This is a genomic window from Undibacterium parvum (assembly GCF_003955735.1).
Taxonomy (GTDB): domain Bacteria; phylum Pseudomonadota; class Gammaproteobacteria; order Burkholderiales; family Burkholderiaceae_D; genus Undibacterium; species Undibacterium parvum.
Genome location: NZ_CP034464.1, coordinates 1,697,406 through 1,709,872, shown reverse-complemented (window position 1 = coordinate 1,709,872; position 12,467 = coordinate 1,697,406). Strand labels below are relative to the sequence as shown.

The window sequence follows — 12,467 nt, the reverse complement described above, 5'->3', positions numbered from 1 at the left end:
CTAAGCAAGCAGCCAAGGATTAGGTTTCGGTGCTGACCTTATCCCAGTCGTTTTCTTCTTCATACTGGCAGATCCAGTTGACGGCTTGATGCCATTGTCTTACGGTCACGGCGTTAATGCTGGCGGGGCAAGCGCGGCCTGTGAGTTGGCTATGCCGCACTTCCCAATGCAGGCGATACAGTAGGTCGGAGTAATCCATGATCGCGCTTTTACTACGCGGTTTCAGTGCGGTGCTCAGCTTGTCCGGTGCTTCCAGCGCATGTGGAAATAATTTACTAAAATTTTTCAAATTAGAAGGCGTTGCCGCAACCGCGATTTTGTCGGTGAGGCCGGCGCACCAGGCCAGAAAATACCAGGCTTCCTGACTTTCAGAAAATGTTTGAAATTGCGCTTCACTCGGGCTCGTCGCAAATATAAACGCATGTTCTTGCACCGACAAACAAGACTCCAACTGATGGGTGCTGAGGTAAGCTCGCATGGCGGTGCAGTCGCGCGCCTGCGCCGCACTTACCACTGCCCACAAGGCTAGCAGCCGTTGCAGCAGTTGCTCTGGGCTGCGCAAAGTGACTTCTTCATCACTCTCTATCACGTGCAATTGCACATTAATGCGTATGCCGCGTTTGTGGAGTTGCAGCTCTGAAGCTTCTTTGCGTTGTTCTGGATTCATAGATAAATTTCAAGCAGTCTGATGCAAGCATCATAGAGGATGGAATTATGCCATGCGTCGCGCTCCTGACTCGCACTTTAAAGTGGGCGACTAGTGGCCCAGCCAAGCGCAGAAAATTTAAGCTGCAAAAAGTGCTATGCTTTTATCCAATAAATTACTATTATTGCAATCAAAGCCAGCGCGCTATTCATATCGCGCTGGCGCTAACGCTGATTGAAAACAGTGGGTTTTCTGTATGTGCTTCCTGACCTAGGCGAATACATGATTTTTTTAAACCAAGTGACTAGACGCTGCCATATAAGTAGCCAACGGCTAGTGCTAGGATTTTGTGTTTCTCTAAGCGGCCTATTCGCCCCCAGTGCTGCGGCGTTGGACGACATCAATCTACAACTCAAATATCTACATCAATTTCAATTTGCTGGTTATTACGCGGCATTGGAGCAAGGTTATTATCGCGAGGCTGGTTTGGATGTGCATATCTCGGAAGGGATCAGTGGTAAAGAGCCGCTGGAAAATGTGCTCTCAGGGAAAAGTCAATTTGGGGTCGGCAGTAGCAGCCTCTTGCTGGAACGCCATGCTGGAAAACCGGTAGTGGTGCTTGGGGTGGTTTTTCAACATTCGCCCTATGTGTTGTTAACTCCCAAAACCACAGCGACCCAAACCATCCATGATATTGCAGGAAAATCGCTGATGTTGGCGGCGCAATCGGAAGAGATTATTGCCTATCTAAAAAAGGAAGGCATCGCCTTGGATGGCATTAAGCAGCTCGAGCATAGCTTTAAACCGGATGATTTAATTAATGGCAAGGTCTACGGATTTTCTGCTTACTCTACCAATGAAACCGATTATCTGGATCGCGCCGGTTTCGCTTATCAAGCGTATACGCCGCGCTCGGCCGGTATCGATTTTTATGGCGACAATTTATTTACCAGCGAACAGGAGATTGCCAAGCATCCGGCTCGCGTGCGGGCTTTTCGGGAAGCGAGTATGCGTGGCTGGCAGTATGCGATGAGCCATACAGAAGAAATCAGCGATCTGATTTTGGCCAAATATTCACAACGCAATAGCCGAGAGCATTTGCTGTATGAAGCCAAGCAGATGATGCCGCTACTGCAGCCAGTCTTGGTAGAGATGGGCTATATGAATCCGGGTCGCTGGCAGCACATAGGCGAAGTCTATGCCGAATTGGGTATGCTGCCTAAGCACGTCTCTCTGGACGGCTTTTTATATGAGCCCAATCCACGTCTGGATTTGGTTTGGTGGTATCGGGCCTTGGCCGCAGTTGTCTTGATCGCGGCCTGCGCCTGGTTGATCCACATTAAACATCTCAGCACAGAGCGAGGCATCGCCCGGGCACGCATCAAGGCCAGTGAAGAACGTCTGAATTTCGCCATGCAAGGCGCAGGTTATGGGGTCTGGGATTGGGACATCCCTAGCGGAACCGTAATGTATTCGGAGCGCTGGCGTGAGATGCACGGCTACCAGCAAGACGAGGTGCCAAATTGCTTAGAAGGCTGGGAACAACGGGTTCATCCAGATGATCTGAGTAAAATCAAAGTGGCGATGCTTGATTATTTGAAGGGCAAGAGCGACAGTTACGTCAATGAACACCGCGCCCTCAATAAAGATGGGAGTTGGAAATGGGTAGTCGATCGCGGTATGGTGGTGAGTCGCGATGCGCATGGCAAGCCACTGCGCATGGTGTGCACGCATGCCGACATCAGCGAGCGCAAACAGTACGAGTCCAACCTACAGCATCTCAATGAGCAATTAGAGTTACGCGTAGAAGAACGCACCCGTGAACTGAGTCTGGCGATGCAGCAAGTGATACAGTCGGAAAAATTAGCATCGCTCGGCTCTCTAGTGGCAGGCATTTCCCACGAACTCAATACACCGATAGGCAATACCCTGATGGTTGCCTCCACCCTCAATGACAGAATAAGCCAACTCGATGCGCTACTCGCCAGTGGACATATTAGCCGCAGCAAACTCCATCTATTGCTGGAAGATTGCCAGAACGCGAGCGCACTGATCATGCGCAACAGCCAACGCTCGGGCGAATTAATCGCCAGCTTCAAGCGCGTCGCGGTGGATCAAACCAGCGAGCGCAGGCGCAACTTCGATCTGCACATCTTAGTCCAAGACATACTCAATGCGCTGGGGCCAGCAATACGACGTGCCAAGGCCGAGGTAGAGATACGCATCGCAGCCGGTCTGCAAATGGATAGTTATCCCGGTTACCTTGAGCAGATACTCAGTAATCTGGTGATGAACTCACTGCACCACGGTTTTAATGCGAGCAAGAGCGGGCATATTCTGATCAGCGCACAGCAGCTAATAGACAGCGTAGAGCTGGTGTATCAAGATGACGGCTTGGGCATCGCCAAAGAGCTACAGCATCGCGTATTTGAACCCTTCTACACCACCAAACTGGGGCAAGGCGGTTCGGGCTTGGGTCTGTCTATCGTCTACAACCTAACCCATGCCATCTTCAAGGGCAAGGTACAACTAGAGAGCGAAGCCGGACATGGCTTGCGCATCGTATTTAATTTTCCCTTATTGCCGCCTGAGCAGTAAAACCGCGGCCGCTATGGTCCAGCAGCAGCTCCGCACTAAGCCTAAGCTAGCCTAGTCAGTTTTTGCAATCATTTCGCCTAGAAACAAAATGGGCGGTATGTTAAAATTTGCACAATATTCACTAGAAAGCTCTCCCATGAATGTCGTTATCCTCGCCGCCGGTATGGGCAAACGTATGCAATCGGCCTTACCTAAGGTCTTGCACCCCTTGGCCGGTAAGCCTTTGCTGTCGCACGTGATAGACACGGCGCGCAGTCTGCAAAACATAGGTTCTGCCAATATCTGCGTGATCTACGGCCATGGCGGCGAGCAAGTGCCCGCCACAGTAGCTGCCGACGACCTGCGGTTTGCCAAGCAAGAGCCGCAGCTAGGCACTGGCCATGCAGTGGCGCAAGCCAGCGCTGTGTTAGACGACAGCGTGCCGACTCTGGTGCTGTACGGCGATGTGCCTTTGACCACCAGCGCCAGCTTGCAAAGACTGATCACGGCTGCGGGCCAAGACAAACTCGCCATCCTGACCGCCGAAATGGCCGACCCGACTGGCCTGGGTCGCATGGTGCGTGAAGACGGCAAAATAGTGCGCATCGTCGAGCAAAAAGATGCCAATGAAGCAGAAAAACAGATTACAGAAATCAACACCGGTATCCTGATCGCGCCGACTGCCAAGCTGAAATACTGGTTGACCACGCTCTCCAACAATAACGCGCAAGGCGAGTACTACCTGACCGACATCGTGGCGCGCGCCGTGGCCGACGGCGTGGCAGTCGTTTCGGCACAACCAGATGCGATCTGGGAAACTCTGGGCGTGAATAGCAAGGTGCAACTGGCAGAATTAGAGCGCGTCCATCAAAGTAATATCGCCAAGCGTCTGCTGGAACAAGGCGTCACTTTAATGGACCCGGCGCGTATCGATGTGCGTGGCACACTCACTTGCGGACGCGATGTCAGCATCGATGTCGGTTGCGTGTTTGAAGGCTGTGTCACTTTGGAAGACGGCGTTAGCGTTGGCCCCAACTGCGTGATTAAAGATGCGCATATCAAAGCCGGTAGCAGCATCAAGGCCTTCTGCCATATCGACGAAGCGATCATCGGTGCCAAATCGCAGATCGGCCCCTATGCCAGACTGCGCCCCGGCACAGAATTGGCTGACGACGTGCATATCGGTAATTTTGTCGAAGTAAAAAACAGCCAGATCGCGGCTCACAGCAAGGCCAATCATCTGGCCTACATCGGTGATGCCACCGTCGGCAGCCGCGTCAACATCGGTGCCGGCACCATCACCTGCAATTACGACGGTGCCAACAAGTTCCGCACCATCATAGAAGACGATGTTTTCATCGGTAGCGACAGCCAATTGGTAGCGCCGGTCACGGTAGGTAAGGGCGCAACCCTGGGCGCTGGCACCACCCTGACCAAGGATGCACCAGCGGGCAAATTGACCGTTTCACGCGCCCGCCAAATCACCCTAGACAACTGGCAGCGTCCGCAAAAAATCAAGAAGTAATCAAGAAGTAAGTTGCCTCAAAAAATTTACCAGCACCACCCCGCTCGCGCATATTCCATGCGGCTTCGCAAGGCACAGCCCTGCAGGCCGCATAGGATATGCGTGCTGGCAGGGGTGGTTTTTAAATTTACGCTACGCAGGCTTGCTCTTAAACACGCCGTAGATACGCTGCAATAGCGTCACCGCGACCAGCACGATGGCGCCGGCGATCACTCCAGCTATGGCATTCAGCAGCGATGGTGTGAGCGCTGCCAACAGCGCGCCTACTCCAGCCACACTGGCAACTGCTAGTGCGCTGTTTTCTATGAAGTGATGCACCGCTGGGATGCCATGCGTCAGGATGCCGCCGCCGACCATGAACATGGCGATGGTACCGATCACGGTCAGCGCCCTCATCAGCTTAGGGGCAAACGCCAGCAGCGCATCGCCGACGCTATGACGCAAGCCACGCAAGGCGGCGCTACCTTTTTTTGTTTTTAGATACAGGCCGATATCGTCTAGCTTAACGATCAGACCGACCAGTCCATACACGCCGACCGTCATGATGATGGCGATCGCGCTGAGCACCACCACTTGGCGCGAAAACGCGGCCCCCGCCACCGTGCCCAGGGTAATGATGATGATCTCACCGCTGAGTACAAAATCGGTACGGATCGCGCCCTTGATCTTATCTTTTTCAAAGGCCAGCATATCGACTTCTTCATGCGCCAAAGCCTGCACCAGATCATCATGTTCAGCCTGATCTTCAGCGGCGCTATGTAAATACTTATGCGCTAGTTTTTCAAAACCTTCAAAACACAGGTAAGCACCGCCGAGCATTAATAAGGGCATGATCAAGACCGGCGCAAAGGCACTCAAAGCCAATGCCAGCGGCACTAAGATCAGTTTATTTTTAAACGAACCCATTGCTACTGCCCACACTATCGGCAACTCGCGACTGGCGCGCACTCCGCTGACTTGTTCGGCATTCAAAGCCAGATCATCGCCCAAGACGCCAGCAGTTTTTTTGGCTGCCAGATTGGTCATGGAGGCGACATCATCTAGCACACTGGCAATATCATCGAATAGAACTAAGAGGCTGGCACCGGCCATAACAGAAATTCCTTTTTGCGTGAATGCGGTATGACCTGCGCAAGAATAAGCGCTGGCCGAAAGCTGCCATTATGCCACTGCCATGCTCTGTCTAGCGCTCCAGATAGCAGAAAGGGCGATGGCCAACCGGTATAGAAATAAAGCGCTAAAATACTTGTCAGCCTCACGATGAGATCGCATGATGAAAACATCGCCTTTTTTCTTGACTATCTTGCTGTCCACCATCAGCTCTTGGGGAGTAGCGGCCGATACGCTGCCAGCTTGCCAGACCCAGACCCTGCAGCTGGCTTTTGCACAGCATCCGGATGAATGGGCGCATGTGCCCTTGTCTAAATTTAAAAACGATACCCAGTACAAACTAGTGCAAGAAGCTGGGCGCAAAGTTTTACGTGCCGAAGCCGACGATTCGGCCTCGCTGTACGCGCTCAAACTCAAAACTCCCAGCACAGAATTTAGCAGCTTGCAATGGCGCTGGAAAACCGACGCCTTAATCCCCGGCGCCGACAACCGCGATCAGAAACGCGAAGATTCGCCCTTGCGCGTGATGCTGTCGTTTGATGGCGATCTTGCTAGCCTACCGGAGACCGAGCAATTTCGCATCAAGATGAGTAAGGTAATCGCAGGCGTTGAATTACCGTTTGCCACCTTGATGTATATCTGGAGCGAACAGCACGCTCTTGAAAGCATCATTCCTTCGGCGCATACCAGTCAGCTCAAAATGCTGGTAGTGGCATCGGGTAAGCACGGGCTGGGCACATGGCAAGCCATGCAGCGAGATATTGCGGAGGATTATCGTCGGGCCTTTGGCAGCGCGCCTGGCCGCCTGATAGGCGTATCGGTGATGACAGACACCGACAATACCGGGAAAAAAGCGGTGGGTTGGTATGCCGACTTGAGTCTGAGCTGCGCCAATAAATAAGGCAATGAGTATGCTAAAAATGCGCTACAAATGTGCTGCTAAACTGAAGCAAGCGATCTGTCCCCGGAACGGGGCTGGTACTGTAGATGGACTATGCGATGAAATTAATTAAAACGGCTTTTACAACATTCCTACAACTATTCACGAAAAAAACACAATAAAAATTAATTGCCTTCTTTATTTACGATGACCGAAATCAGAGCAATACTGGTCAGTGCAAAAGTGAGCAAAATTTGAACTTCGATGATGGCGTTAAACATGATTTTCTTCCTAAAAGTGGGTACGGAAGGCATGATAAGCAAAGAACAAATATAAGTACAATGATCCTTTCTGATGTTAGATATTCATGATTTGAATATCTATTCTAATTTTATTGCCAGCCTTGCTTGCGCCTATTTTTTAGGCAAAGCCTAGCTTCATTCTAAGTCTTTACTTGTGTAAATAGTGTTTCTTGGATTGGCAAACAGCTTACGCAGCATAGGTTCAAACTCGACCACAGGGAAAGTCTCGGCATGCGGATCGAAGGATGGGCTATCGTATAATTCGCAAAATTCTGCAGTACGTTCGAAATTCGGATTGCTGCGAAATTGCTCGCGCATATCTCTGTCCATGCCCAGATGATGGAAGAAATAATAGCCCTGAAAAATCCCGTGATGTTGCACCATCCACAGATTTTCTTCGCTGACGAAGGGTTTTAAAATCGCCGCCGCGATATCCGGATGATTGAAGGAGCCTAAAGTGTCACCGATATCATGCAGCAAGGCACAGCACACATATTCATCATCGCGGCCATCGCGCAAGGCGCGGGTGGCGGTCTGCAGCGAGTGGGTATAGCGATCGATACGAAAGCCGCCAAAATCACCTTCTAGCAATTGCAGATGACGTATCACGCGATCCGGCAAGCCCTTGCTGTACTGCATAAATTCTTCTGCGATAATTTTCCAATCCTCGGCACTGCCGTCTTGCATACGGACAAAATGAGCACGGGCACGCATGATTTTTCTCCTCTGAAATGTAATTGCAGTTTCCATCTGGCCAGCAGTGTCGCTACCGATCGGGGCGCCAACCTTAGGCTTACTAGCCTACACCTCAGTGTAGTTCAGAGCGAAGGAATATTGGTGTTTTTTACAATTTATGTGTGGTTTTCAGAAATCATTATTCTGTGTGGCGATCAGCAAAAAAACCAAACGAACAAGGCGGGCGGATAAATCATTTTTGCGTTCATGCCTGGCTAGGGTTTGCCCTGAGTGTCATTGGTGGCCTACAATGGGCGAGCATCTGCCAGTCAAGGTTACGACCAAGTCCAACGCCAAGCCTAGGATTTTTCCATGCTCCTGGTTTCAGGACTTGCACTCCAAATGCGGTAACGCACTTCAGTCCCTGCAGGCACATACACCACGATAGGCAAACGGCTGTTATAGCGGATCAAAAAAGGCTCGCCGCCCAGGCTAACAAAGCGCGCCAGCTTAGGCGCATTTGGGTCTATCGCCATCAGCGTGCCCGCCATAGGCCCGATTTGTTTGACCAGATAGCGCTCGAAACCCCAGCCCTGTATGGTTTCGGTGCTGATCTGGCCGCCGAAAAAATAACGATTGTGCGCGTCCACCTCTACTGTCTTACCGACGATTAATTCGACCTTGAACCCAGCCTCATCTTCTTGCACCGGCACTTGCAAGACATGTCTGAGCATGCCTGGTTCGGCTGCCGGAAACGCCTGCATATTGTCAGCCGCCTGGCTGATAGGCATGACACACATTACCAATAGGCTAGCACCGAAGAATTTTTTGACAGTCTTGAGCATGGGGTTTCCTTTTTTTGAGAGAATACAATCTGACACAGTGTGGCGCGGCTCACTATGCTCAGAATAAATTATAGCATTGGCCTAACACGCATATTCCATGCGGCTTAGCGGCCAAGCCTGCTGCAGGCCGCATGGAATATGCGTGAGCGGCCGAGGTCTTTTTTTTAATTTAAGTGTGCAGCAGACGACCACCGGAAAACGACCAGTTTTCCCACTGGGTTTCCTTGAACACCAGCATGACATTTTCTGGCTGTATATTTTTCTTGCTAAATTCCTGCATTAAGAAGGATAGAAATTCTTTTTTTACTTTGACACTACGGCCTAGCGACCAGAGTATCTCGATCAACACAAAATCGCTAGTACGCGCGCCTTGCACATCCGGATAGCCAGTATCAAAGCGAAAGTCTTCAGCATCTAATTCCAACACGCGCTGGAACTTGTCGGTAGCGGGCACGCCGACATGCTGCAAGGCCAGATGGATGGTATCTAAAATCAGTGATTTAAATTCGTTTGATTTTGGTTTGCAGACGCTAATGGTAATGAGTGGCATGATGAGACTCCTGTCAGTTTGTAAGGAAAAACTAAATAGCTAGATCTACTTCTACATCAAAAAATCGACTCCGCCAGCGCGCATATTCCATGCGCTTCTGCGGGCATGCCAGCTGCAAACCCGCATGGGTATTGCGTCACCGGCCAGTGCTCATAATTTCTATCGTACCGCCAATTTGGCCGCGCGATAGCCCCACCATGCGGCTTCTTCAAATACCGAAAAGCCTGACAAGTCGGCGTGTGCGAACAGAATCGGGCCGTCTAATTCTCGCAGCGCCTTCAGACCGGCATTGCTACGAAAGCCAGGACGTGGCGCGGCCATGGCGTGACCGCGTAAGGTGATGTCGACCCGCTCTACGTTAGCGGCAAAGCGCCAGCCGTAGGCAGTCTTTAAGTCGGCGCTGGCTACGGCGAGTAATTCTTTCGGGCTGGCTGTCTCCATCCATTTGCGCGCCTGTTCAGGGCTGCGGTCGGACAGCGCGACATAGGCGCTGAACACGGTTTTGTCCGGCGGCGTGACGCGTATATCCTGATGGGTAGAGACCACATAACCGAGTCCCGGTTCCTGATACACCACGTTATCCCACGACAGCGGCGCTTCCGGCAATTCCTTGGGGAAGGCTTTCATGAGAAAGTTCGCCACCATCCACGGCGCGTAGACCGGCGTATGTAGGGTCGGATCAAAGCCATATTGCCGGATATTCTCGATCACGCGTGCCGCCACATACAGCGGCATGGCGCAGATGGCTTTACGGGCGCGTACCGTGTAGGTGGTGGCAACGCCATTGATCAGTTCAAAGCACAGCGCCTCCACCCCATCTGGCGTGGGTGTGAGCGAGATGGCGGTGCCGTTTTTACGGCCACCCCCGGCGGCTTTATCGATTGCTTCGGCCACTGGTTGCATGCCGCCTGGCCAGGTCAGCCAGGCACCATTGCCGGCGTTCTCGGCCTGGCCCCAGCGGCTGCAGTAGTAATGCAAGCCGGCCCAGGCCGAGACCTGGTCGTAGCGCGTACCATAATCATCACGGCAGCAATAATTCAGATACCAGTGCAGGCTGGGTGCGTGATAGCCGTTTTGCTCTAACCAGGTTTTCAGCGTGATCTTATCCAGCGCCTGCCACTCGGGATCGGCCGAAGACTGCACGGTGGGGAATACAAACACGCGCTTGCCATCGCTGCCATGCAAATTGCGCAGCCGCTCGACTTCGGCGAAGAAGCGCTGATGCTCGGCCAGATCTTGCGGCGGCACGCCTGCTGTGGGGATGAAGCCATCCTGCCATTTGCCGTTGATCAGCAAACGCTCTTCCGGCCCATGCAACAGGTAGCGCTCGTCGTAGTAAGGTTTTTCGCTGTATGGATTGCGCTGGATGATACCCAGATCACTCAAAATTTCGCGCACATGCACAGACTCGGGCGAAGGCAGCGGCAGATAATGGCCGCCGGTCGGGTAGGCCAGATCGCCAAAATGGCCACCGGCTGCATTGCCATATGGCTGCGGCCCCTTGATCATCAAAAAATCTTGCCGCCCTAGTTTGTTTAGCTTCCACGCGGCAGTCAGGCCGGCAATGCCTGAGCCCAAGATCAACACATCGGTATTGATGATTTCTGAAGGCGGCGGCATGGCGCTGTTCTTACGCAAATTATTGCGTAAAAAATGCCCTTGCTCGCGGCCGGGGAAGTTCACGCTGGTATCGATCTCTTGCCAGCGGCTAAATCCAGCAGCGCTACCCAGCGCAGCGGCACCACTGGCGGCGCTCCAGACCAGAAACGAACGACGCTTCATCTGAACCTCATCATCAGCGGATTACCTGACGCCAGTCTTGCTCAAATTCATGCACCAAGGACTGGGTATTGAGGCGATTGGCCGGCATTTCCTGACGCGGCATATCCGGCGGGAAGCTAAACATTTCACGCGTGGTAGCGGCATTCAGGTAGCGCATAGGCAGACGATATTCGGTAGGCGGGGAATACGCCTGCTGCGGTGAGGCCAGCACAAAACCCCATTCGCCAAACGAGGGCACATAGGCGTGATATGGATAAGTGCGCAGACCGACTTCGCGCAGCGTGGCATCGATAGTCCAAAACGCGTGTGGCGCAAAAAACGGTGAGGTGGCCTGCACCACCATCAAACCGCTGGCAGCCAGGTGTTTTTTTAAAATGCCGTAAAACGGTACCGAATACAGCTTGCCTAAGGCGAAGCTAGACGGATCGGGGAAATCAACGATGGCGGCATCAAACATGTCCTGCGTATTTTGCAACCAGATGGCGGCATCCGCATTCACCACTGTCACCCTAGGATCACTGAATGAAGCATGATTGAGTTTTACCAGCTCAGGGCGTTGGGTAAAGGCGGTCGTCATGGCGGGATCAAGATCGACCAGCGTCACCTGTTTGACATTCGGATAGCGCAGTACTTCGCGCAAAGCCAAACCATCGCCACCGCCAAGTATCAAAACAGAGCGCGCCCACGGCAGGGTTTGCATCACCGGATGCACCAGCGCTTCGTGGTAGCGATATTCGTCGCGTGAAGAAAACTGTAGATTGCCATTGATGTACAGACGCAGATCGTCTTTCCAGTGCGTGATCACCAGACGCTGATATGGTGTGCTGGTGGTAAATACGATTTCGTCGCCAAATAAGCCGTGCTCACCCCAAGCCACCAAACGGTCCGACATGATGAAGCCAAACACCAGAAAACACATGACGCTAGCGGCCCGCAAAAAACGGCCGGCTATGTTTTTCAGTTCGGCCTTAAATACGTGAATAGTCCACAGCGCCACCGCCACATTGAGCATGCCAAATAAAAAACCGGTGCGCGCCAGCCCCAGATACGGCGCCAGTACCAGCGGAAACAAGAGCGAGACCGCCAACGCACCCAGATAATCGAAGGTTAGTACGCGGCTGACCAGCTCATTGAAGCCGGTATCACGGGCGTTCAGGGCGCGCATCACCAGAGGCACTTCCATGCCGACTAGGGCACCGATCAAGAACACCAGCACGTACAGCAAAATGCGAAACGGTGCCGCCATCCAGGTGAAGGTCATAAACAATAAAGCGGCTGAAACGCCACCGATTAAACCCACCGCAAGCTCAATGTCGACAAAGCGCGATAGCACGTCCTCGTCTTTGACATATTTAGAAAAATGCGCGCCCACTCCCATGGCAAACAGGTAGCAGCCTATGATGGTAGAAAATTGCAAGATAGAGTCGCCCAGCAGGTAGCTAGACAAGGCGCCCGCGATCAGCTCATAGGCTAAACCGCAGGAGGCGACCACGAAGACCGAAAGAATTAATATTTTTTTATTCATAGGCTCACTTTTGGACTAGTATACTTTCTTCATGCCATTCTAGTAATTTT

At 52.3% G+C, this 12,467-nt stretch carries 10 protein-coding genes; 3 read left to right on the top strand and 7 right to left on the bottom strand.

Annotated features, from left to right (window positions below; genetic code table 11):
• Positions 1 to 19: 19 nt before the first annotated feature.
• Positions 20 to 667, bottom strand: coding sequence for a DUF4272 domain-containing protein (locus EJN92_RS07380; RefSeq protein WP_126127217.1), 648 nt, complete (start codon positions 665 to 667; stop codon positions 20 to 22).
• A 261-nt stretch (positions 668 to 928) separates the two neighbouring features.
• Here EJN92_RS07380 and EJN92_RS07375 point away from each other — a divergent pair, with 261 nt between their 5' ends.
• Positions 929 to 3,244, top strand: coding sequence for an ABC transporter substrate-binding protein (locus EJN92_RS07375; protein WP_126127216.1), 2,316 nt, complete (start codon positions 929 to 931; stop codon positions 3,242 to 3,244).
• A 136-nt stretch (positions 3,245 to 3,380) separates the two neighbouring features.
• Positions 3,381 to 4,748 carry a bifunctional UDP-N-acetylglucosamine diphosphorylase/glucosamine-1-phosphate N-acetyltransferase GlmU gene (gene glmU / locus EJN92_RS07370; RefSeq protein ID WP_126127215.1) on the top strand — a complete coding sequence of 456 codons (1,368 nt, stop codon included), beginning with the start codon at positions 3,381 to 3,383 and terminating at the stop codon, positions 4,746 to 4,748.
• Positions 4,749 to 4,880: 132 nt separating this feature from the next.
• On the opposite strand, the gene EJN92_RS07365 is transcribed toward glmU, so the two are convergent.
• Complete coding sequence (locus EJN92_RS07365; protein WP_126127214.1) at positions 4,881 to 5,840, bottom strand: DUF808 domain-containing protein; 960 nt, start codon at positions 5,838 to 5,840, stop codon at positions 4,881 to 4,883.
• 181 nt (positions 5,841 to 6,021) lie between these two features.
• Here EJN92_RS07365 and EJN92_RS07360 point away from each other — a divergent pair, with 181 nt between their 5' ends.
• Positions 6,022 to 6,759, top strand: coding sequence for a DUF3047 domain-containing protein (locus tag EJN92_RS07360; RefSeq protein ID WP_170174886.1), 738 nt, complete (start codon positions 6,022 to 6,024; stop codon positions 6,757 to 6,759).
• Between the two features lie 416 nt (positions 6,760 to 7,175).
• On the opposite strand, the gene EJN92_RS07355 is transcribed toward EJN92_RS07360, so the two are convergent.
• The 5 genes from EJN92_RS07355 to EJN92_RS07335 form a co-directional block, all read right to left on the bottom strand.
• Positions 7,176 to 7,754 carry an HD domain-containing protein gene (locus tag EJN92_RS07355; protein ID WP_126127212.1) on the bottom strand — a complete coding sequence of 193 codons (579 nt, stop codon included), beginning with the start codon at positions 7,752 to 7,754 and terminating at the stop codon, positions 7,176 to 7,178.
• A gap of 320 nt (positions 7,755 to 8,074) precedes the next feature.
• On the bottom strand, positions 8,075 to 8,560 hold the full coding sequence (locus tag EJN92_RS07350; protein ID WP_126127211.1) for an ecotin: 486 nt from the start codon (positions 8,558 to 8,560) through the stop codon (positions 8,075 to 8,077).
• Between the two features lie 169 nt (positions 8,561 to 8,729).
• The gene (locus tag EJN92_RS07345; protein WP_126127210.1) at positions 8,730 to 9,110 is read right to left on the bottom strand and encodes a tautomerase family protein; all 381 of its coding nucleotides are present in this window, start codon (positions 9,108 to 9,110) and stop codon (positions 8,730 to 8,732) included.
• A gap of 159 nt (positions 9,111 to 9,269) precedes the next feature.
• Positions 9,270 to 10,892, bottom strand: coding sequence for an NAD(P)-binding protein (locus EJN92_RS07340; protein ID WP_126127209.1), 1,623 nt, complete (start codon positions 10,890 to 10,892; stop codon positions 9,270 to 9,272).
• A gap of 13 nt (positions 10,893 to 10,905) precedes the next feature.
• Positions 10,906 to 12,417, bottom strand: a complete 1,512-nt coding sequence (locus tag EJN92_RS07335; RefSeq protein ID WP_126127208.1) for a polyamine aminopropyltransferase — start codon at positions 12,415 to 12,417, stop codon at positions 10,906 to 10,908.
• Positions 12,418 to 12,467 lie beyond the last annotated feature (50 nt).